Source organism: Hydrogenophaga sp. (genome assembly GCF_036675665.1).
Lineage (GTDB): Bacteria > Pseudomonadota > Gammaproteobacteria > Burkholderiales > Burkholderiaceae_C > Hydrogenophaga.
Map to the genome: position 1 here is coordinate 361,497 of NZ_JAKFEO010000007.1, position 21,526 is coordinate 383,022.

Consider the following 21,526-nt stretch of genomic DNA (forward strand, 5'->3'; position numbering starts at 1 on the left):
CCGCGGATGACAGGCGAACCGGGAGCTTCTTCGCTACAGTCGCCGGATGTCCTCTGCCACCGCATCCCCCACCCGCGCCCCGCTCTCGACCTTCCAGGTCCTGGCGTGTGGCGCCCTGATCGTCACCCTGTCCATGGGCATCCGCCACGGCTTCGGCCTTTGGTTGCAGCCCATCACCCAGGCACAAGACTGGACGCGGGAGAACTTTGCCTTCGCGCTGGCCATTCAAAACCTCTCCTGGGGCCTGTTCGGCATCTTCGCCGGCATGGCGGCCGACCGCTTCGGTGCGTTTCGCGTGCTGATCGGCGGGGCAGTGCTCTACGGCCTCGGTCTGGCCGGCATGGCCCTGACCACCACGCCCATGACGTTTGCCCTCACCGCCGGTGTGCTGATCGGCGCCGCGCAAGCCGGCACCACCTACGCGGTGATCTACGGTGTGATCGGGCGGCAGATTTCGGCCGAGAAGCGCTCCTGGGCCATGGGCGTGGCCGCGGCGGCCGGCTCGTTCGGCCAGTTCCTCATGGTGCCGGTGGAAGGCTGGCTCATCAGCAGCTTCGGCTGGCAGGAAGCGCTGCTGTTCCTGAGCGCTGCAGTGCTGCTGATCGTGCCGTTGGCCTGGGGGCTGCGCGAGCCCGGCTTTGCCGGAGGCAGCGCGCCAGCGCGCGAGCAGACCATCCTGCAGGCGCTGCGCGAGGCTTTCCGCTACCGCAGCTTCCAGTTGCTCATGGCGGGCTATTTCGTGTGTGGCTTCCAGGTGGTGTTCATCGGCGTGCACATGCCCAGCTACCTGAAGGACAACGGCCTCTCGCCTCAAGTGGCGAGCTACGCGCTGGCGCTCATCGGGCTGTTCAACGTGTTCGGCACGTATGCGGCCGGCGTGCTCGGGCAGCGCCTGGCCAAGCGACACATCCTGTCGTTCATCTATTTCGCGCGAGCGGTGGTCATTGCCATCTTCCTCATCGTGCCGCTTTCGCCCATGAGCGTGTACGTGTTTGCCAGTGTCATGGGCCTGCTGTGGCTCTCCACCATCCCACCCACCAACGCGGTGGTGGCGCAGATCTTCGGCGTGGCCCACATGTCCATGCTCGGCGGCTTCGTGTTCTTCAGCCACCAGATCGGCAGCTTCATGGGCGTGTGGCTGGGCGGTGTGCTCTACGACCGCACGGGCAGCTACGACATCGTCTGGTACATCTCGATCGCGCTGGGTGTCTTCGCCGGTCTGATCAACCTGCCGGTGCGCGAGACCCCCATCGTGCGCGCACCGCAACCCCAGGGAGCGCTGGCGTGAAACCCATTGCCCTGCGTGCCCTGGTGTGGACCGGCGTCGTCGCCGTGCTGCTGGGCACCTTTGCGCTCTACAACCAGCCGGGCTTTCTGGTGAATTTGGCCGACCAGCTCTGGAGCTGTTTCTGATGCACGGTACGGAGGCACCCTCGGCGTGGGTGCAGCGCTGGTCGCGCCTGGTTCCGGTGGGCGGCGGGGTGCTCGACGTGGCCTGCGGCCACGGCCGCCACCTGAAATGGTTTGCACAGCGCGGTCACACCGTCACCGGGGTCGACCGATCGGCCGAGGCGATCGAAGCGGTGAAGCCCCTTGGCCGCGCGGTGCTGGCCGACATCGAGAACGGGCCCTGGCCATTCGAAGGCGAGGCCTTCGACGCGGTGGTGGTGACCAACTACCTCTGGCGAGCGCTGCTGCCCGTGATCACGCGCAGCGTGGCGCCAGGCGGCGTGCTGATCTACGAAACCTTTGCGGCGGGCAACGAGAGCGTGGGCAAGCCATCGCGACCCGACTTCCTGCTGCAATCCGGCGAACTTCTGAGGGCGTGCGAGGGTCTTCACGTGGTGGCATTTGAAGACGGCTTCTGCGACCGTCCCGAGCGCTTCGTGCAGCGCATCGCGGCGGTGCGAAAACACCCGGGAACACCCGACTCGCCGCCCCGGTATCCGCTGGATGCCACTGGGTAGAATGCACGATTCGCGCGAGAGGCCGTACCCCAACCGGGCGGCTCCCAAAACGCGCCCCCATTTGAGCCTGCAGCAATGAACACCATCACCGGCAGCATCGTGGCCCTGGCCACCCCCCTGCATGAAGACGGCAGCGTGGACTACCCCACCCTGCGCAAACTCATCGACTGGCACATCACCGAAGGCACCGACTGCATCGGCGTGGTCGGCACCACCGGCGAATCACCCACCGTCACGGTCGAAGAGCACTGCGAGATCATCCGCGTCTCGGTCGAACAGGCCAAGACGCACGGCGACAAGCGTGTGCCCATCATGGCCGGCTGCGGCGCCAACTCCACCCGCGAGGCCATCGAGCTCGCGCGCTTCGCGCAAAGCGTGGGTGCCGACTGCCAGCTGCAGGTCGTGCCCTACTACAACAAGCCCACGCAAGAAGGCCAGTACCAGCACTTCAAGGCGATTGCCGAAGCCGTGGGTGACCTGCCCACCGTGCTCTACAACGTGCCCGGCCGCAGCGTGGCCGACATGCACCACGAGACCGTGTTGCGCCTCGCCCAGGTGCCCGGCATCGTCGGCATCAAGGAGGCCACCGGCAACATCGAACGCGCGCAGTGGCTGATCCGCGAAGCGCCCAAGGGTTTTGCCATCTACTCGGGCGACGACCCGACCGCTGTCGCCCTCATGCTGTGCGGCGGCCAGGGCAACGTGAGCGTGACGGCCAACATCGCGCCGCGCCTGATGCATGAGCTCTGCGTGGCGGCCATCGCGGGCGACGTGAAACGCGCCATGGACATCCAGTTCCGCCTGATGCCGGTGCACAAACAATTGTTCTGCGAAGCCAACCCGATTCCGCTGAAATGGGCCATGGCCCGCATGGATCTGTGCCGTGAGACCATGCGCCTGCCGCTCACGCCCATGTCGCGCCACCTGGTGCCGTTGGTTGAAGGCGCGCTGCAACAAAGCGGCCTGATCTGACTCCAACCCCTCTCTTGTCCATCCCACACTCCCGGTTCCCACCGAGCTTCCCATGTCCACTCCCACTCTGAATCAGACCTCCCGCCTCAAGACCTGGGCCGGTGCTGCCGCGTGGTCCCGCCTGGGCCTGGTGGCCGCAGCCGCCCTCATCGCCTCGGGCTGCTCCATGCTCCAGGAAGACAAGATCGACTACAAGAGTGCCCAGCGCGGCAGCACGCTGGACGTGCCGCCCGATCTGACCCAGCTCAACCGCGACTCGCGCTACAACGTGCCGGGCACCACCGTGACGGCCAGCGGCTACCAGGCCGCCCTGCCAGCCCAGGCCAACGCAGCCACCACCGCCATGGCCAAGGTGGGTGACGTGCGCATCGAGCGCGCAGGCAATCAGCGCTGGCTGGTGGTGGACCGCCCGGCCGACAAGCTCTGGAGCCCCGTGCGCGACTTCTGGCAGGAAAACGGTTTCCTGCTCGACATCGACCAGGAAACACTGGGCATCATGGAAACCGACTGGGCCGAGAACCGGGCCAAGCTGCCGCAGGACTTCATCCGCTCGACCATCGGCAAGGTATTCGAGAACCTGTACTCCACCGGCGAGCGCGACCGCTTCCGCACCCGCCTGGAGCGCACGGCCAACGGCGGCACCGAGATCTACATCAGCCATCGCGGCATGGTCGAGGTGTATTCCACCAAGGAAAAGGACCAGACCATCTGGCAGCCCCGCCCGGCCGACGTGGAACTCGAAACCGAATTCCTGCGCCGCCTCATGGTCAAGCTCGGCGTGACCGAAGCGCAGGCTCAGGCCGTCACGGCCTCTGCGCCGGTGCAAGCCGCGGCCAAGGTGGTCATGGTGAACAACTCGCCCGTGGTCCAGTTCGAAGACAACTTCGACCGCGCCTGGCGCCGCGTCGGCCTCTCGCTGGATCGCACCGGTTTCACGGTGGAAGACCGCGACCGCAGCAAAGGCATCTACTTCGTGCGCTACGTGGAACCCGTGACCAACGCCAAGGAACCTGGCTTCTTCGGCAAGCTGTTCGGCGGCTCCAAGAAGGAGGCAGCCACCGAGCGTTACCAGGTCGTCGTGCGCAGTGCCGACACGGCCACCACGGTCTCGGTGCTTGGCGCCCAGGGCCAGCCCGACGGCTCGGCCAATGCCCAGCGCATCACGCAATTGCTGGCCAACGACCTGAAGTAAAGGTCCACGTCGCAGCCAGCAAAAGGCCGCCCTCGGGCGGCCTTTTCTTTGGTCGCGCGAGCGGCTAGAGCCCCAACCGACTGGCCGGAAACGCCGGCACGCTCTTGAGCCAGCACTCGTTCACACGCTCCTGCAGCGCCACCCGCCGTTCGGCGTCCACACTGGCTGCCAGCGTGTTGCGCAATGGGTCGAGCCGCTCCAGCGTCCAGACCGGAGAAGCCATCGCGCTGGGCAGTTCCGCGCCCGACGCACCGGGGCAGGCGTGCGCCTCGATCAGGTGGGACCAGGTGACGCGCCACTGCACGAAACGCGGATGCAGCAAGCGCAACTGGTCGTAGTGGCGCGCCAGCATTTTCAGCGTGCGCCCCCGGTGTGCCCAGCGGTTGAGCGCATCCACCACGGCGCGCTCTCCCAGGGGCCAATCGGCGAAGTCGGGGTCGCTCAGGGTGATGTGGTTCCAGCCTTGTTCGGCGGCCACCTCGAACGCCTGGCGCACGGCATCCACAAAAACCTGGCGTCCCTGCAAGCGCCCCGTGGGCAAGGATGGCAGCGGCACGGTGTCTGCGGCAAGGGGGTCGGTCATGGCGAGCTCCTGGGTGAGTGATCAGCAAGAACCCGGTGGCTTCACACGCGGTGCAGCCAGCCGGCCTCGAACCAGTCCTGCAGCAGCGACTGTGCCCCATCGCTGGCGCGCCGCACCTGCCGCTCGTCCAGGCCGCGCTGATCGGCCAGCCGCTGCATCAGGCGTGCATCGGCCCCCCCTGCCCGAAAACTCTCGCCGTTGATGAACACATGGCGCGGGTCGTACATCATGCGGGTGCGGCGGTCCAGCCGCACGGCGCCCGCCACCCAATCATCTTGCGCTTCTTCAAACCAGATGCGTGGCTTGGGTTCGGTCATGACCTCGCCCAGCGCGCAGGCCAGCGACTGCCGCTCGGCCAGCAACCGCTGCAGCGCGTCCGCAGCAAAAGCCTCCAGCCCGGCGGGCATGGCACCCGGGTGAGCCGTGGCCACTTGCCCGGGGTCGCGGTAGAGCGTCTCGTCGTCGAGTTCGTCGGCCATGCGCTGCAGCAGTTCACCCGCCAGACCACCCCGCTGAGGCGCGCGAAAGCCGATCGAATACGTCATGCAGTCCTCGCCCATCGCATCGCCATCGTGCGCCCAGCGCGGCGGCAGGTACAGCATGTCGCCCGCGTTGAGCACGTGCTCTTCCTCGGGTTCGAAATTCTGCAGGATCTTCAGCGGCACGTCAGGCTGCAGTGTCAGGTCTTTCTGGCGACCGATGCGCCAGCGCCGCTGGCCGCTGGCCTGCAGCAGAAACACGTCGTAGCTGTCGAAGTGCGGACCCACGCCACCGCCCTCACTGGCCCAGGAAATCATCAGGTCGTCCAGGCGCGCATCGGGCACGAAACGAAAACGTTGCAAGAGTTCGTGCACGGCATCGTCGTGCTGATCCACACCTTGCACCAGCAGGGTCCAGCCGGGCTGCTTCAGCGGTGGCAGACTGCTGCGCTTGAACGGACCTTGCCTGAGCGTCCAGCCTTGGGGCTTGCGCACGATCAGGCGCGACTCGACTGCTTCCTGGCTGGCCAGATCAAACAGTTGCGAGCGGCTCAGGAGCGGTTCGAAGTCAGGGATGGCCTGGCGGATCAGCAGGGGTTTTTTCTGCCAGTGGCGGCGCATGAACTGCGCCGGCGACAAACCGCCCAACAAGCTCACAGGGACTTGCGTGACGGCGACCGTGGCCTGCGGCCCAATGGTTTCGGGTTTGAACATGGGACAATTGTCGGATGAAAATCACCCAACAATGCGTCGTGGCGCTGACCTGGACCCTGAAGGACACGCTGGGCGAAGCACTTGATGTGCTCGAAGAACCCGTGGAGTTTCTCGTGGGCGGCAGCGACCTGCTGGCCAAGATCGAGGAAGGCCTGATCAACCACTCGGTGGGCGACACGATCGAGCTGCATCTGGAGCCGGTGGACGGCTTCGGCGACTACGACGACACACTGCTCTTTCTGGAGCCGCGCCACCTGTTTCCCGCCGAACTCGAGGAGGGCATGGGCTTCGAAGGCCTGCCACCGGGCTGCAACCCGGCTGCCCCCCGCGACCGCTTGTACTTCGTGAGCGACATCTACCCCGAGCACGTGGTGCTTGATGGCAACCATCCGCTGGCGGGCATTGCGCTGCGCATCTCGATGAAGGTGCATGCGGTGCGCGAAGCGACCGAAGCCGAGGTGGGCAAAGGCTCGCTGGGCACGGGCTTTTTCCGCATGCAGGTGGACGAGCCCGACGAGCTGCAGGGACCGGGTATCACACCACCCGGCCCACGCACCTTGCATTGACGCCGAAGTTCAACCGCGGCCGGTGGAGCCGTAGCCACCCGCGCCGCGCTCGCTCGCGGCTTCGAAGTCATTGACCACGTTGAACCGCGCCTGCACCACCGGCACGATCACCATCTGCGCGATGCGCTCCATGGGCTCGATGGTGAAGGGCACGCCACTGCGGTTCCAGGCGCTCACCATGAGCTGGCCCTGGTAGTCGCTGTCGATGAGGCCCACCAGGTTGCCGAGCACGATGCCGTGCTTGTGGCCCAGCCCCGAGCGGGGCAGGATCATGGCGGCAAAGCCAGGGTCGGCCAGGTGGATGGCCAGGCCTGTGGGCACCAGTTGCCAGGCGTTGGGCGCCAATGTCAAAGGTGCATCAAGGCAGGCCCGCAGATCCAGCCCTGCGCTGCCCTCAGTGGCGTAGGCGGGCAGTTGATCCGCCATGCGCGGATCCAGCACTTTCACATCGATGCGCATTCAGCAGGCTCCGGACTGGCTTCTCATTTGGTTTTTTTCAGCGCTTCTTCCATCGCCTTCATGGGGTCAGGGTCCGCTTCCTCGGCAGCAGGCTCGGGCTTCAAATCGCCTTCGGGAGCCGGCTCTGCACCCGGCTCCTCGGCGGCTTCAGGCTCTTCTTCCAGGCCGGGCATGTTGCGCAGCATGTCGCTGACGGCGGCGTCATCCACTTTCACCGCCACACCCAGGTTGCCGGTGACGATGCCAGGATTCAAAACGATCACCATGACCATGATCACTTGGAGCACGATGAAGGCGATCGAGCCCTTGTAGATCTGCGCCGTGGTCACCGCCTTGATGCGTTTGCCCGTGACCACATCGTCGTAGTCGTTGCGCGCTGCCACGCTGCGCAGGTAGAACAGCGCAAAGCCGAACGGCGGGGTGAGAAACGAGGTCTGCAGGTTCATCGCCAGAATGATGCCAAACCAGATCAGGTTGATGTCGAGCTTTTCGGCCACCGGAACGAGCAAGGGCACCACGATGAAGGCGATCTCGAAGAAGTCGATGAACATGCCCAGCACGAACACCAGCAGATTCACCACCAGCAGGAAGCCCAGCTGGCCGCCAGGCAGTTTGTCGAACAGGTGTTCGACCCAGACGTGACCGTCGGCCGCGTTGAAGGTGAAGCTGAAGACGGTGGAGCCAATCAGGATGAACATCACGAAGATGGCCAGCTTGGTCGTGTTCTCCAACGCCTGCTTGAGCAGCGAGAACGACAGCGTGCGACGCGCACCCGCCATGATCAACGCGCCCAGCGCACCCATGGCGCCACCCTCGGTGGGCGTGGCTACACCCAGGAAGATCGTGCCCAGCACCAGGAAGATCAGCACCAGCGGCGGAATCAGCACGAATGTGACGCGTTCGGTCAGGCGCGAGAGCAGCCCCAGTTTGAACAGGCGGTTGATCAGCGCCAGACCGAGCGCCAGGAAGGCAGCGATGGTCATGGACAGGATGAAGATCTCGTCACCCGGCGCCGGCAGTTCGCGGCCCAGCCAAGGGTTCATCACCGACTCGTGCACCTGCGACCAGACGAAGCCCGCGAAACCACACAGCACCAGCAAGGCGATCAGCGAGATGTGGCCGCTGGAGCCGTTGGGTTGTGAGTAGATACGCGCCTCGGGCGGCAGGGCCGGAACCCACGACGGCTTGAACAGCGCCACCGCCACGATGAACAACAGGTACAAGCCCACCAACATGAGGCCGGGGACCAGCGCGCCAGCGTACATGTCGCCCACCGAGCGGCCGAGCTGGTCGGCCAGCACGATCAACACCAGCGACGGCGGCAGTGCCTGCGCCAGCGTGCCCGACGCGGTGATGGTGCCGGTGGCGATGGTGCGGTTGTAGCCATAGCGCAGCATGATGGGCATGGCGATCAGGCCCATGGAAATGACCGATGCTGCGACCACGCCAGTGGTGGCAGCGAGCAAGGCACCGACCAACACCACAGCAATGCCCACGCCACCGCGAACCGGCCCGAACACCTGACCCACGGTCTCCAGCAGGTCCTCGGCCATGCGGCTGCGCTCCAGGATGATGCCCATGAGCGTGAAGAACGGGATGGCCAGCAGGGTGTCGTTCTGCATGATGCCGAAGACCCGCAACGGCAGCGCCTGAAACAGGTTCGAGGGAAACAGCTCCAGCTCCATGCCGATGAAGCCGAAGAACAGCCCAGTGGCAGCCAGCGAGAACGCCACAGGGAAACCCGCCAACAGGAAGATCAACAGGCCCGCAAACATGACGGGCACAAAATTCTGGGTCAGCAGTTCGATCATGTCGCGGCTCCTGCGCGGCGTGCCTTTTCATCGGCGGCGATTTGTTCGGCCAGCAACTCAGCCTCACTGGGACCGGTATGGCTCAAGACATCAGGTCCATTCCCCGTGAGGAATGCAAAACGCTTGATGAGCTCGGAAATGCCCTGGATGAAGAGAAGCGCGAAGCCCAGCGGAATAAGCCCGTACACCGGCCAGCGGATCAGGCCACCCGAGTTGGAGGACATCTCACCCGAGGTCCAGGCGCGTTCGAACAGCGGCCAGCCCAGCGTGGCCATCATGTAGCACAGCGGAAACAGGAAAACGAGGATGCCGGCCACGTCGATCCAGTTGCGCGTGCGCGCACTGAACTTGGCAGAGATGAAGTCGATGCGAACGTGGGCGTTGCGCAGGAATGCGTAGCCACCACCGAGCATGAAGACGGCAGCGAACAGGTACCACTGGATCTCCAGCAGACCGTTGGAACTGACATTGAAGACTTTGCGAACGATGGCGTTACCCGCGCTGATGAATGTGGCAGCCAGGATGAGCCACATGGCCCCCTTGCCGATCAGGTCGCCGAGTGCATCGATAAGACGCGAGAGTTTGAGCAGGAACAGCATGGGAATTCCCATAGGATTTGGGTGTGACGGACAAAGCCGTTGAGTCTAGCAAGCAACAAACCCACCACGGGATAGCCACTGAAAACTTCGCCATCGCGCGCGGCCGGTAAAGCTTGGCGTCCGTGCAAAAAACCCCGCCGGGGCGGGGCTTCTTGCTGGATCGCAAGACCGATTACAGCTTGGCCGACTGCATGTAGCGGTCGAACTGCGCTTCGGTGAAACGGAACCAGAGGTTCTGGTCCTTGCGGAAGGCCGAATAGTCCGTGTAGATCTTCTTCCACTTCGGGTTCTTGGCACTGATGTCGGCGTAGAGCGCCATGGAGTTCTTGAACGCGGCGTCCATCACGGACTTGGGGAAAGGCAGGACCTTGGTGCCCGAAGCCACCAACTGCTTGAGCGCGGCCGGGTTCAGGGCGTCGTACTTGGCCTGCATGGTCGTGTGCGCGATGGCAGCGGCGCACTCCACGATGGCCTTGTTCTCGGGCGACAGGGCGGCAAAGGCCTTGTTGTTGATGTACAGCGAGAGCTGCGGGCCACCTTCCCACCAGCCGGGGTAGTAGTAGTACGGTGCGACCTTGTTGAAGCCGAGCTTCTGGTCGTCGTAGGGACCGACCCACTCGGTGGCGTCGATGGTGCCTTTTTCCAGCGCCTGGTAGATCTCGCCACCCGGGATGTTCTGCGGCACACCGCCCATGGTGGTGAGCACCCTGCCGGCGAAGCCGCCGATACGCATCTTCAGGCCCTGGATGTCCTTGAGGGTCTTGATTTCCTTGCGGTACCAGCCACCCATCTGCGCACCGGTGTTGCCCATGGGGAAGTTGACGATGTTGTAGCCCTCGTAGAACTCGCGGAACAGCTTCATGCCGTTGCCTTCGTACATCCACGCGGTCATCTGGCGGCTGTTGAGGCCAAAGGGAATGGCGCAATCCAGGGCGAAGGTGTCGTCCTTGCCGAAGAAGTAGTAAGGCGCTGTGTGGGCGCACTCCACGGTGCCTTCCTGAACGCCATCGACCACGCCGAACGCGGGCATGAGCTCACCGCCGGGGTGCGTCGTGATCGAGAACTTGCCCCCCGACATTTCGCCCACTTTCTTGGCGAAGACTTCGGCCGCGCCGTAGATGGTGTCGAGTGCCTTGGGGAAGCTGGAGGCCAGACGCCAGCGTATGGCGGCCTGGGCATGCACAGCGGGCGCGGCGCCTGCGGCCAGAACGCCGGCGATACCTGCATTCTTGATAAGTGAACGACGATCCATATCGATTGACTCCGTGGTTGGTATGGGTAGACCCGGCTCGGCAAGCCGGGCAAGAGACTTGTAAATTAAGTCAGTCGCGATTGTAGGAACGACCCCCCTGAGGGGCTCAGGGGTTTTCCCTCGAAAAACGAGGCTTTGCAAAAAGTGCTAGGTCTCATGCACGTTTCATCACGCCTGACGACAAGCATCTCGGGTGACGGGGCAGGACCAGCTCAGGCCACCACCTTCAGGCCAGGCGCTGCGTGCAGCAACGATTCAAACCGGGCACGGATGGACGCCTCGATGCCGGTGGCATCCAGGCCCAGTGCGCTGAGCAGCTTGGCGGGATCGCCATGCTCGGAAAATTCATCGGGCAGACCGAGCGAGAGCACTGGCAGGTTGAAGCCTTCGGACTGCAAGGCCTCCAGCACCGCGCTGCCGGCGCCACCGGGCAGGCAGCCCTCTTCCACCGTGACCAGCGCCTCGTGCGTGCCGGCCAGCTCGCGCAACAGCTCGACATCGAGTGGCTTGGCCCAGCGCATGTTGGCCACGCTGGCGCCCAGCTTTTCGCCAGCGGCCAGCGCAGGATGGAGCAGCGTACCGAAGGCCAGGATCGCGATGCCCTTGCCCTGGCGCCGAAGCTCACCCTTGCCGAACGGCAGCCCCTCCAGGCTGATCGGGACGGCAGCACCCACACCCGCACCACGCGGATAGCGCACGGCCACCGGCTGGTTCTGGGCATGTGCCGTCGACAGAAGTTGACGGCACTCGGCCTCGTCGGCCGGGCAGGCAACAGCCATGTTGGGAATGCAGCGCAGAAAAGCGATGTCGTAGGCACCAGCATGGGTGGCGCCGTCGGCCCCCACCAGGCCCGCGCGGTCGAGTGCGAACACCATGGGCAGGTTCTGCAGCGCCACATCGTGGATCAGCTGGTCGTAGCCGCGCTGCAGGAACGTGGAGTAGATCGCGACCACCGGTTTCAGCCCTTCACAGGCCAGACCCGCGGCGAAGGTCACGGCGTGCTGCTCGGCAATGCCGACATCGAAATAGCGCGCGGGGAAACGGCGCTCGAACTCGACCATGCCCGAGCCTTCACGCATGGCGGGCGTGATGCCCACCAGGCGTTCATCGGCCGCGGCCATGTCGCACAGCCACTGGCCGAACACCTGGGTGAAGGTGGTCTTGGGAGCGGAGGCGGACTTGACGATGCCCACCGCCGGATCAAAGGTGCCCGGTCCGTGGTAAGCGACAGGGTCGTTTTCGGCCAGCTTGTAGCCCTGCCCCTTCTTGGTGACCACGTGCAGGAACTGCGGTCCGCTGTCGGTCTCGAGCAGGTGGCGGATGTTCTCCAGCGTGGGGATCAGCGAGTTCAGATCGTGCCCGTCGATGGGGCCGATGTAGTTGAAGCCGAACTTCTCGAACAGCGTGGCCGGCACCACCATGCCCTTGGCCTGCTCCTCAAGACGCTTGGCGAGTTCGAACAGGGGCGGAGCGCCCTTGAGCACCTGCTTGCCCACGTTCTTCGCGGCGGCGTAGAACTGCCCGCTCATGAGCTGGGCCAGGTAGCGGTTGAGCGCGCCCACCGGCGGCGAGATCGACATGTCGTTGTCGTTGAGCACCACGAGCAGGCGGCCTTCGGCCACACCAGCGTTGTTGAGCGCCTCGAAGGCCATGCCGGCGGTCATGGCGCCGTCGCCGATGATGGCCACGGCGTTGCGTTGTTCACCCTTGATCTTCGCGCCCATGGCCATGCCGAGCGCCGCCGAAATGCTGGTGGACGAGTGGGCCGTGCCAAAGGTGTCGTACTCGCTCTCGGAGCGGCGCGGGAAACCGCTGATGCCACCCAACTGGCGCAGCGTGCTCATGCGGTCGCGCCGACCGGTCAGGATCTTGTGTGGGTAAGTCTGATGGCCCACGTCCCAGACCAGGCGGTCTTCGGGCGTGTTGAACACGTAGTGCAAGGCCAGCGTGAGCTCGACCGTGCCGAGGTTGGAGCTCAGGTGGCCACCGGTGCGTGCCACGCTTTGGAGCAGATAGGAGCGCAACTCATCGGCCAGCGGCAGAAGCTGGGCGCGGGTGAGGCGACGCACATCGGCCGGAGACTCGATGGATGAGAGCAATGAACTCATGGGCAGGGTTGATCGGGTCATGAATGAATGGGCAGGGCCGGTGGACCTCAGGAATCGCGGCGCCCGACCCAGTCGGCCAGGGCATGCAAGGTGTCAGGCCGATCGATGCCGCTGCACCGCAAGGCCTCGTGGGCCTGATCCAGCACACGGTCCGCATACGCTTGTGCGGAGGTCAACCCCATCAGGGATACAAAAGTGGGCTTGTCCGCTGCTGCATCCTTGCCCGCTGTCTTGCCCAGGGTAGCCGAATCGGCGGTCACGTCAAGGATGTCGTCCACCACCTGGAACGCCAGGCCCACGCAGGCCCCGAACTCGGCCAATCGCGCTTCGGTGGCGAGAGACACGTGCGCGGTGGCCGCACCCATCATCACGCTGGCCTGCAGCAGGGCGCCGGTCTTTTGCCGGTGCATGGCTTCCAGCGCAGGCTGGTCCAGGGCATGACCCACGCTGGCCAGATCGATCGCCTGACCACCGGCCATGCCGCCGGCGCCCGCCGCCAGCGCCAGCAGCCTGCACAGCCGGGCGGCCATGACGGGCTGCACGGTACCGTCGTCGGGCACCAGCAGCTCGAAGGCAAGCGCCTGCAGCGCATCGCCTGCGAGCAGGGCCTGGGCCTCACCAAACTGCACATGCACCGTGGGCTTGCCACGGCGCAGCACGTCGTTGTCCATGCAGGGCATGTCGTCATGCACCAGCGAATAGGCGTGGATCAGTTCCACCGCGCAGGCCGCGCGCATGGCCGCCAGCGGTTGACCGCCCAGGGTCTCGCTCGTGGCGAGCACCAGCAGCGGGCGCAGCCGCTTGCCGCCGTCGAGCACGGCGTAACGCATGGCATCGCCCAAGCCGGCCGGCGCCTCGCGCGGCACCCCTTCGCAGAGGGCTTGCTCGACGGCGGCTTGCCGCGCTTCGCGCCAGGCGATGAAGTCCGTGGATGGGAGGGTGGACAGCACGGCGCTCACGCGGAGTCCCAGGGTTTGGGCTCACCGCCTTCGAGCACCTTGATCTGGTTTTCCACCGCTTCCAGACGGGCGCGGCAGAAGGCCAGCAACTCTGCCCCGCGCTGGTAGCGGGTGAGCAACTGGTCCAGCGGCAGCTGGCCTGCGTCGAGTTGGGACACGAGCTGTTCCAGCTCTTGCAGCGCTGCTTCGTAACTCGCGGCGGTGGGCGGGGCGTCGGTCGGGGAAGCGGCCGGTGCAGTCTTGGTGGAGCGGGGCACGGTGGGGATTGGATCGTTCACGTGGTTCATTCTAAAGTGGGCACGCCTTGACATACCTGCGCTGGCCAGTGGGTACTGCCCCGGGGGGTAGAATTCCACCCTTTTCATCACTGACGGGCCACCCCAGCCCGGAGGGACGCACCACTTCACCCATCCCGCGCGAATTCGTCTCACGAGCACAGCGCTTACCCTGCCCCTTCATAGGGGGAGTCTCTAGGTCAGGACCACCATGTCTGATTTAAGTCTTCAACTGCAGCAGGCCGCAAGCCAACTTCAGGTTTCCAGTTACTTCGACGAAGCGCTGTTCCAGCGCGAAAAGGAAGTCCTCTTCCAGCGCGGACCCCGGTATGTGGGGCACCAACTCGCCGTCCCCAACCCAGGGGACTACCACGCCCTGCCGCAGGAAGCCGGCGGACGTGCTCTGGTGCGCACCGCCAGCGGCGTCGAGCTGGTCTCCAACGTTTGCCGCCACCGGCAGGCCATCATCCTCAAGGGACGGGGCAACCTGCTGGAGACCCGCAGCGGCAGCGCGGGCGGCAACATCGTGTGCCCCTTGCACCGCTGGACCTACAGCGGCATCCAGGGCGAACAGGCGGGCCAGTTGCTGGGCGCGCCCCACTTCGACAAAGACCCCTGCCTGAACCTCAACAACTACCCGCTGCGCGAGTGGAACGGTCTGCTGTTCGAGGACAACGGCCGCGACGTGCAGGCCGATCTGGCCCACATGGGGCCGCGCGCCGCACTCGATTTCGAGGGCATGGTGCTGGACCACGTGGAGCTGCACGAGTGCAACTACAACTGGAAGACCTTCATCGAGGTCTACCTGGAGGACTACCATGTGGCGCCCTTCCATCCGGGCCTGGGCGGATTCGTCACCTGCGAAGACCTGCGCTGGGAATTCAAGCCCGAGTATTCGGTGCAGACGGTGGGGCCTGCCAACCTGCTGGGCAAGGCCGGCAGCCCGGTCTACCAGCGCTGGCACGAACAGCTCATGCGGTACCGGCAGGGCCAGATGCCCGAGCACGGTGCGATCTGGTTGACCTACTACCCACACATCATGGTGGAGTGGTACCCGCATGTGCTCACAGTCTCCACCCTGCACCCGGTGAGCGTGGACAAGACCATCAACATGGTCGAGTTCTACTACCCCGAAGAGATCGCCGCCTTTGAGCGTGAGTTCGTCGAAGCCCAGCGAGCGGCCTACATGGAGACCTGTCTGGAAGACGACGAGATCGCCGAGCGCATGGACGCCGGTCGCAAGGCGCTGCTGGCCCGTGGCGATGACGAGGTCGGCCCCTACCAGAGCCCGATGGAAGACGGCATGCAACATTTCCACGAGTGGTATCGCCGCCGGATGGCGGCGACACTCGCTGGCTGACAGGAGCACGCCATCGACCCCGTGATCCGCCACCAGAACACATCGAGAGCCTGATCGGTGCAAGCGCTCTGGATGCTGCTTGCCTCGCTGTTCTTCGCCACCATGGGCGTGTGCATCAAGTTCGCGGCCGCGCACTTCAACAGCTTCGAGATCGTCTTCTACCGCGGCCTCGTGGGCATGGCCTTCCTGGTCGGCATGACGCGCATGCAAGGCGTCTCGCTGCGCACCAGCCTGCCGATGATGCATGTCTGGCGCAGCATCGTCGGCACGATCTCGCTCACCGCCTGGTTCTTCGCCATTGCCGCCCTGCCCCTGGCCACGGCCATGACGTTGAACTACATGAGCAGCGTGTGGATTGCCACCTTCCTGCTCGGCGGCGCACTGCTGATGCAGGGCCGCAATGCGCCGATCCGCCAGCAGGGGCCGTTGTTCCTCACCGTGCTCGCAGGCTTTGCCGGCGTGGCCATGATGCTGCGCCCCACGCTCGCCGACCACCAGGTCATGGGCGCGCTGGTGGGTTTGCTCTCGGGCATCTTCGCGGCCTTCGCCTACCTGCAGGTGGCCGCGCTCTCGCGTGCCGGCGAGCCCGAGAGCCGCACCGTGTTCTATTTCTCCGTCGGCGCCGTGCTCGCGGGCGCGCTGGGCATGCTGTTCGTGGGCGTGAGCCCCTTGCACTGGCCCAGCGCCCTCTGGCTGTTGCCCATCGGCCTGCTGGCCCTGTTCGGACAACTCTGCATGACGCGCGCCTACTCGCGCGGCGCGACCATGGTGGTGGCCAACCTGCAGTACTCGGGCATCGTGATCGCGGGCATCTACGGCATGGTCATCTTCGGCGACCAGCTTTCCCTGATCGGATGGCTGGGCATGGGCCTGATCATCGTCAGCGGCATCACCGCCACGGTGCTGCGCACACGGGCCGTGCCGAACGCGCCCGCCGAGGATCACTGACGCCCCTGGGACCTGAAGCACAATGCGCGCATGTTCACCACGCTGATCTCTGCCCGCGAACTGCAGCAACTCATGTCCTCCGGTGCGCCGCTGCGCGTGTTCGACTGCAGCTTCGAACTCATGAAGCCCGATGCGGGCGCCGCGCAGTTCGCCGAGGAGCACATCCCCGGTTCGTTGTACGTGCACCTGGACCACCACCTCAGCGACAAGACGGGCACCGACCGCACCAGCGGCGGGCGCCATCCCCTGCCATCGCGCGAGACGTTTGCCAAGCGCATGGCGGCACTGGGACTGTCGGACGGCATGCAGGTGGTGGTGCTCGATCGCCAGGGTGCCAACTACTGCGGGCGCCTGTGGTGGATGCTCAAGTGGTGCGGACATGAGCCCGTGGCCGTGCTGGATGGTGGGCTGGCGGCCTGGAAAGCGGCCGGCTGTGCGGTCGTCAGCGGGCCTTCTCCGCAGCCCGAGTCCGGCAACTTCACGCTCAAGCCGACCGCGGCAGCCACCGCGTCCACGGGCTCCATCCTGCAATCGCTCGGCCGCCCCGCACAAACGCTGATCGACGCCAGGGCCGCTGCGCGCTTTCGCGGTGAGGTCGAACCGCTGGACCCCGTGGCCGGTCACATTCCGGGCGCATTGAACCGGCCTTTCACCGAGAACATCGGACCGGATGGTCGCTTCAAGCCGGCAGCGCAATTGCGCGCCGAGTTTGAACACCTGCTGGCCGGGCGCGACCCCGCCAGCGTGGTTCACCACTGCGGCAGCGGCGTGAGCGCCGTTCCCAACCTGCTGGCCATGGAAATTGCTGGCCTGGGCCGCACTGCGCTCTATCCCGGCAGCTGGAGCGAATGGTGCAACACGCCCGCTGCGCCCTGCGCCGCAGGCTGACGGCCACCGCAATCCTGCGCCCATGTCCTTCACGTCCTCCATGCAGTCCTACGACGACGCCGCGCTGAACATTCTCGGGGACCGGGACCGCACCTCTGCGCTGGCCTTGATGTCGCTCGTGATCGGCATCGCGGGCCTGCTGGTGCTCATGCTGGAACTGGTGCTCGCGGCTCCGGGCAAGCACGAGGGCTGGGTGGCTGGCGGGCTCACGGTCGTGGCCTGGTTCTGCTACGGCCTCACGCGCACCGGTCGCACGCGTTATGTGGCTCACGCCATCGTGGCCGCCGTGCTGGCCTCCGCCATCTTCTCCGCCCTCACCTACGGCTCGGTGCGCACCGCCGTGGGTTTCCTGTTCCTGGCCGCGGTCCTGGGCGCGGGCATTTTTCTAGGGCGCACGGCGCTCATCGTCACCACGGTGGCCAGCATCGGCTCGCTGGGCGCCCTGACCTGGGCCGAAGCCAACGGTCTGTTGACGGCCACGCCGGATTTCAACGTCAGTCTGCGGGTGTGGATCACGCACTCGGCCACCATCCTGGTGTCCGCGCTGATGGTGCACCACAGTCGGGTGAGGACCAACCGGGCGATCGGGCTGCAGACCCTGGAATTCGAGCGGCGCAAAGCCACCGAGCAGCAGCGTGACCGCAACCTGGAGCGTTTCGCCCGCATCTTCCGCACCAGCCCGAGCCCCATGGTGGCCCAGTCGGCGCGCACCGGCTCCATCCTCGATGTGAACCCGGCGTTCGAACGCAGCTACGGCTACACCCGCGACCAGGTGCTCGGCCGCCAGGAGAACTTTCTCTGGAACGACCCGGCCCAGCGCGACACCTACCTGCAACAGCTCTACGCCGAGCGCCACATGGACCAGTTTCCCTGCCTGGGCCGGCGTGCCGATGGCACCCTCTTCCAGGCGCTCATCTCCAGCGAGATGGGCACCGACCGTGAAGACAAGCTCATCATCACCACCATCACCGATGTGAGTGCGCAGGCCGAAGCCATGGACCGGCTCAGGCGCTCTGAAGAGCGGTTTGCCAAGGCCTTCAACTTCAGTCCGCTGAACCTCACCATCACCCGGCTTTCCGACGGAAGCTTCGTGGAGATCAATCAAACCAACAACTCCGTGCAGGGATTGCGGCTTGAGGAGCAACTGGGTCAGACATCGGTCGATACCGGTGTCTGGCTCACGCCTGCCGACCGCGAACGGTTCGTGGCGCAGTTGCTGCGCGACGGCCGCATCGACAACTACGACACCCGGATGCGCCACAAGGACGGCAGCCTGATCGATGCCCGGCTGTGGGCCGAACTCATCGAGATCGACGGGGAGGCCTGCATCCTGTCCTGCACGATCAACACCACCGCCGAAAAGAGGCGGGAGTCCTTGTTGCTCAATGTGGCCAAGGGCGTGGCGGCGGAAACCGGCGAGGCGTTCTTCGGCGCGCTGACACGCCACCTCTGCGAAGCCATCGGATGCGACATGGTGGTGATCGGCGAATGCAGGGATCCGCAACAAGTGCATGCCCTCTCCATCTGGAAGGATGCAGTGCCCATGCCCACCTTCAGCTTCGACACAGCCAACACACCGTGCGCTGAAACCCTCCAGCAAAAAGACATGTTCGTGTGCGCCCAAGGCCTGCCGCAGGAGTTTCCGCAGGCCAGGGGCATCAACCGGGAAGGTTTCCAGGCCTACCTCGGACAGGCCATGCGCGATGCCGACGGAACGCCCATCGGCATCCTGTTTGCGATGTGGCGCAAGCCATTGACCCTGCGCGAAGACCTTCAGGCGCTGGTCTCCATTTTTGCCAGCCGCGCCAACGCCGAGCTGGTGCGCCTGCACCGCGACCGCGAGATCCAGCGCCTGACCGAAACGCTGGAGCAGCGGGTGCGCGAGCGCACCGCCGATCTGCAGAAGCTCAACGCGGAACTCGACTCCTTCGCCTACACGGTCTCACACGACCTGAAGTCACCCCTGCGCGCCATCGACGGCTTCACCCGTCTGCTTGACGAACAGCTCGGTGAGCGCATGAGTGCCGACGAGCGCGAGATGTTCGACCGGGTGCTGTCGTCCACCGCGCGCATGGGCTCGCTCATCTCCGCGCTGCTGGCGCTGGCCCGCGTGAGCCAGGCACCCCTGGAGCGCCAGAGCGTCGACTTGAGCGAGCTGGTGCGCAGCATCCTGGCCGAACAGCTGGACAAACACCCGCAGCGCCAGGTGCAGTGCCACATCGCACAAGGCCTGGCGGCCGGATGCGACCCGCAGCTCGCGCGCATCGCGCTGGAGAACCTGCTGGGCAACGCCTTGAAATACAGCCGCGACCAGCCACACACGGTGATCGAGTTCGGGCGTTCCGAGCACGAGGCAGACAGTGCGCCCCGGTATTTCGTGCGGGACAACGGCGTGGGCTTCAACATGGCCTACGCCGCCAAACTGTTCAAACCATTTCAGCGCCTGCACATGGCCAACGAGTTTGAAGGCACGGGCATCGGTCTGGCCACCGTGCGCCGCATCATCGAGCGCCACGGCGGCGACATCACGGCCATCAGCGCGCCCGGCGAGGGCGCCACGTTCAGCTTTTCGCTCGGCGACGAACCCGCCGCCTGATGGGGTCAGTGGGCCAGGCTGCTCACGAGAGTCACGAGCGCGATGCCCGCCAGCAACCAGGCCACCTGCGCCACCGTGTCCCGAAAGCCCAGCTGCTTCTGCAACTGCGGAATCAGATCGGCCAGCGCCACATAGACAAAGCTGCTGGACGCGGCCACCAGGAAGAATGGCAGGTAGTCCTGCAACTGCGTCACGAGGAAATAGCCCACCACGCCGCCCAGGGCGGTGACCGTGCCCGCCATGGAAACCTTGACCAGCGCGGCGCGCGAGGTGCCCGAAGTGAGGCGCAGCACCACCAGGTCGCCGATGTGGTGCGGCACTTCGTGGGCCAGCACCGCCAGCGAGGTGATCACGCCCAGGCGCATGTCGGCCAGGAAAGCCGAAGCGATCAGGATGCCATCGCCAAAGGCGTGCACGCTGTCGCCGGCCAGCACGGCCCAGCCGCCCGAACGTGGACCGTGGCTGTGGTGCGCATGATCGTGGTGATGGTGGGCGTGATCCCCGTGAGCTTGCGCCTGCGCCGGCCCGTGGTTGTGCTCGTGCCCGTGGTGCCACAACTCGGCCTTGTCGAGCAGGAAGAAAAAGACCAGCCCGCCCAGCAACATGGCAAACAACTCGTGCGCGCCGGCCTCGCTCTCGAACGCCTCGGGCAGCAGGTGCATGAAGGCTGTGGCCATGAGCGCACCGGCGGCCAGACTGAGCATGTGTTGTGTGAAGCGCGCCAGCATCGCAAACGCCATCAGCGCGGCCAGCCAGACGCTGCCCACACCGGCCGCCACGGTACCCACCAGGATCGCCAACAAGGTCATGTTGTTCTTTTCAGTTTGTCCATGAAAAAGGCCGCTTTTCAGCGGCCTTGGGTCCCCGGCGCAACGCGGCTCAGGCCACGCCGTGCTGCTTGAACCACGCCAGTGCCCGGTTCCAGCCGTCTTCGGCCGGCTCCTTGCGGAAACTCGGGCGGTAGTCGGCATGGAAAGCGTGGGGTGCCTCGGGGTAGACCACAAAAGTCGATGCCTTGGCGGCCGGACTTCCCACCGCCAGAGCGGCCTTCATCTTATCAACCGTGTCAAGGGGGATGCCGGAGTCGGCGCCGCCATAGAGACCCAGCACGGGGCCCTTGAGCTGGGCGGCGATGTCCACCGGGTGCTTCGGATTGAGGGGCGTCGCATCGCCCACCAGCCGTCCATACCAGGCCACGCCGGCCTTCACCGCCGGGTTGTGGGCCGCGTACAGCCACACGTGGCGCCCGCCCCAGCAGAAACCGGTCACGCCCACCTTTGAAACATCGCCGCCGTTGGCACCGGCCCACTTCACCGCGGCGTCCAGGTCGGCCATCACCTGTGCATCCGGCACCTTGGACACCACCTCGGCGATCAGCTTGGCGATCTCACCATAGCTCTGTGCATCGCCCTGGCGCACGAACAGCTCGGGCGCAATCGCCATGTAGCCCGCCTTGGCGAATCGGCGCGCGGTGTCGGCGATGTACTCGTGCACCCCGAAGATCTCGGAGAGCACGAGCACCACCGGCAGGCCGGTCTTGCCGGCCGGCGCGGCACGGTAGGCGGGCATCTTGAAACCGTTGACGTCGATCATGACCTCGCCCACGGTGAGCCCGTCGGACGGCGTCCTGATCGCCGTCTGCGCCATCAGGGGCAAGGCAGACGCGGCGTAACCCACGCCCAGCGCCGCCTTGAGGGCGGTGCGGCGGGTGGTGCCGTGTTCATTCGACTGGCCGGGCAGCAGGGCCCCGAGGTCCTGGGCGTGTTGGTCGTGTGGGTCCTTGAGCATGTGGAAGTCT

21 protein-coding genes are annotated in these 21,526 nt (G+C 65.4%); 10 read left to right on the plus strand and 11 right to left on the minus strand.

Annotated features, from left to right (window positions below; translation table 11 throughout):
• Positions 1 to 46: 46 nt before the first annotated feature.
• The 5 genes from V6M63_RS04455 (at position 47) to bamC (ending at position 4,131) form a co-directional block, all read left to right on the plus strand.
• Positions 47 to 1,288: an MFS transporter gene (locus tag V6M63_RS04455; protein ID WP_332739846.1), complete on the plus strand. Its 1,242-nt coding sequence runs from the start codon at positions 47 to 49 to the stop codon at positions 1,286 to 1,288.
• On the plus strand, positions 1,285 to 1,413 hold the full coding sequence (locus tag V6M63_RS04460; protein WP_332740165.1) for a hypothetical protein: 129 nt from the start codon (positions 1,285 to 1,287) through the stop codon (positions 1,411 to 1,413). Before V6M63_RS04455 ends, V6M63_RS04460 begins: the two co-directional genes overlap by 4 nt.
• The gene (locus tag V6M63_RS04465; RefSeq protein WP_332739848.1) at positions 1,413 to 1,967 is read left to right on the plus strand and encodes a class I SAM-dependent methyltransferase; all 555 of its coding nucleotides are present in this window, start codon (positions 1,413 to 1,415) and stop codon (positions 1,965 to 1,967) included. The genes V6M63_RS04460 and V6M63_RS04465 overlap by 1 nt, the downstream gene beginning before the upstream one ends.
• 75 nt (positions 1,968 to 2,042) lie before the next feature.
• A complete protein-coding gene (dapA, locus tag V6M63_RS04470; RefSeq protein WP_332739850.1) occupies positions 2,043 to 2,939 on the plus strand; it encodes a 4-hydroxy-tetrahydrodipicolinate synthase in 897 nt (298 codons plus the stop codon).
• A 52-nt stretch (positions 2,940 to 2,991) separates the two neighbouring features.
• A complete protein-coding gene (bamC, locus tag V6M63_RS04475) occupies positions 2,992 to 4,131 on the plus strand; it encodes an outer membrane protein assembly factor BamC (RefSeq protein ID WP_442909534.1) in 1,140 nt (379 codons plus the stop codon).
• Between the two features lie 64 nt (positions 4,132 to 4,195).
• On the opposite strand, the gene V6M63_RS04480 is transcribed toward bamC, so the two are convergent.
• Together V6M63_RS04480 and V6M63_RS04485 are read right to left on the minus strand one after the other, a co-directional pair.
• On the minus strand, positions 4,196 to 4,714 hold the full coding sequence (locus V6M63_RS04480) for a hypothetical protein (protein WP_332739852.1): 519 nt from the start codon (positions 4,712 to 4,714) through the stop codon (positions 4,196 to 4,198).
• Positions 4,715 to 4,755: 41 nt separating this feature from the next.
• On the minus strand, positions 4,756 to 5,907 hold the full coding sequence (locus tag V6M63_RS04485; protein WP_332739854.1) for a JmjC domain-containing protein: 1,152 nt from the start codon (positions 5,905 to 5,907) through the stop codon (positions 4,756 to 4,758).
• A 14-nt stretch (positions 5,908 to 5,921) separates the two neighbouring features.
• Between V6M63_RS04485 and V6M63_RS04490 the strand changes: the two genes are divergently transcribed.
• Positions 5,922 to 6,473 (plus strand): FKBP-type peptidyl-prolyl cis-trans isomerase, encoded by a 552-nt coding sequence (locus tag V6M63_RS04490; RefSeq protein WP_332739856.1) that lies wholly within the window; start codon positions 5,922 to 5,924, stop codon positions 6,471 to 6,473.
• Positions 6,474 to 6,482: 9 nt separating this feature from the next.
• Here V6M63_RS04490 and dut read toward each other — a convergent pair whose 3' ends face one another.
• From dut to xseB, 7 genes are all read right to left on the minus strand, one after another.
• The gene (gene dut / locus V6M63_RS04495) at positions 6,483 to 6,932 is read right to left on the minus strand and encodes a dUTP diphosphatase (RefSeq protein WP_332739858.1); all 450 of its coding nucleotides are present in this window, start codon (positions 6,930 to 6,932) and stop codon (positions 6,483 to 6,485) included.
• Positions 6,933 to 6,955: 23 nt separating this feature from the next.
• The gene (locus tag V6M63_RS04500) at positions 6,956 to 8,743 is read right to left on the minus strand and encodes a TRAP transporter large permease (protein ID WP_332739859.1); all 1,788 of its coding nucleotides are present in this window, start codon (positions 8,741 to 8,743) and stop codon (positions 6,956 to 6,958) included.
• The gene (locus V6M63_RS04505) at positions 8,740 to 9,342 is read right to left on the minus strand and encodes a TRAP transporter small permease subunit (RefSeq protein WP_332739860.1); all 603 of its coding nucleotides are present in this window, start codon (positions 9,340 to 9,342) and stop codon (positions 8,740 to 8,742) included. The genes V6M63_RS04500 and V6M63_RS04505 overlap by 4 nt, the downstream gene beginning before the upstream one ends.
• Positions 9,343 to 9,514: 172 nt before the next feature.
• Positions 9,515 to 10,594: a TRAP transporter substrate-binding protein gene (locus tag V6M63_RS04510; protein WP_332739861.1), complete on the minus strand. Its 1,080-nt coding sequence runs from the start codon at positions 10,592 to 10,594 to the stop codon at positions 9,515 to 9,517.
• A 212-nt stretch (positions 10,595 to 10,806) separates the two neighbouring features.
• Positions 10,807 to 12,702 (minus strand): 1-deoxy-D-xylulose-5-phosphate synthase, encoded by a 1,896-nt coding sequence (gene dxs / locus V6M63_RS04515; protein WP_442909541.1) that lies wholly within the window; start codon positions 12,700 to 12,702, stop codon positions 10,807 to 10,809.
• Between the two features lie 47 nt (positions 12,703 to 12,749).
• Positions 12,750 to 13,661, minus strand: a complete 912-nt coding sequence (locus V6M63_RS04520; RefSeq protein ID WP_442909535.1) for a polyprenyl synthetase family protein — start codon at positions 13,659 to 13,661, stop codon at positions 12,750 to 12,752.
• Positions 13,658 to 13,927: an exodeoxyribonuclease VII small subunit gene (xseB, locus tag V6M63_RS04525; protein WP_332740153.1), complete on the minus strand. Its 270-nt coding sequence runs from the start codon at positions 13,925 to 13,927 to the stop codon at positions 13,658 to 13,660. The genes V6M63_RS04520 and xseB overlap by 4 nt, the downstream gene beginning before the upstream one ends.
• Positions 13,928 to 14,147: 220 nt before the next feature.
• Here xseB and V6M63_RS04530 point away from each other — a divergent pair, with 220 nt between their 5' ends.
• The 4 genes from V6M63_RS04530 to V6M63_RS04545 are packed head-to-tail and all read left to right on the plus strand — an operon-like array spanning position 14,148 to position 19,728.
• Positions 14,148 to 15,296 (plus strand): aromatic ring-hydroxylating oxygenase subunit alpha, encoded by a 1,149-nt coding sequence (locus V6M63_RS04530; RefSeq protein ID WP_332739865.1) that lies wholly within the window; start codon positions 14,148 to 14,150, stop codon positions 15,294 to 15,296.
• A 57-nt stretch (positions 15,297 to 15,353) separates the two neighbouring features.
• Positions 15,354 to 16,244, plus strand: a complete 891-nt coding sequence (locus V6M63_RS04535) for a DMT family transporter (RefSeq protein ID WP_332739867.1) — start codon at positions 15,354 to 15,356, stop codon at positions 16,242 to 16,244.
• A 30-nt stretch (positions 16,245 to 16,274) separates the two neighbouring features.
• Positions 16,275 to 17,132 (plus strand): sulfurtransferase, encoded by an 858-nt coding sequence (locus V6M63_RS04540; RefSeq protein ID WP_332739868.1) that lies wholly within the window; start codon positions 16,275 to 16,277, stop codon positions 17,130 to 17,132.
• Between the two features lie 22 nt (positions 17,133 to 17,154).
• Positions 17,155 to 19,728: a PAS domain-containing sensor histidine kinase gene (locus V6M63_RS04545; RefSeq protein WP_332739869.1), complete on the plus strand. Its 2,574-nt coding sequence runs from the start codon at positions 17,155 to 17,157 to the stop codon at positions 19,726 to 19,728.
• A 5-nt stretch (positions 19,729 to 19,733) separates the two neighbouring features.
• On the opposite strand, the gene V6M63_RS04550 is transcribed toward V6M63_RS04545, so the two are convergent.
• Both V6M63_RS04550 and V6M63_RS04555 read right to left on the minus strand, forming a co-directional pair.
• Positions 19,734 to 20,537, minus strand: coding sequence for a ZIP family metal transporter (locus V6M63_RS04550; RefSeq protein WP_332739871.1), 804 nt, complete (start codon positions 20,535 to 20,537; stop codon positions 19,734 to 19,736).
• 70 nt (positions 20,538 to 20,607) lie between these two features.
• Positions 20,608 to 21,516, minus strand: a complete 909-nt coding sequence (locus V6M63_RS04555) for a dienelactone hydrolase family protein (RefSeq protein WP_332739873.1) — start codon at positions 21,514 to 21,516, stop codon at positions 20,608 to 20,610.
• Between the last annotated feature and the right edge of the window lie 10 nt (positions 21,517 to 21,526).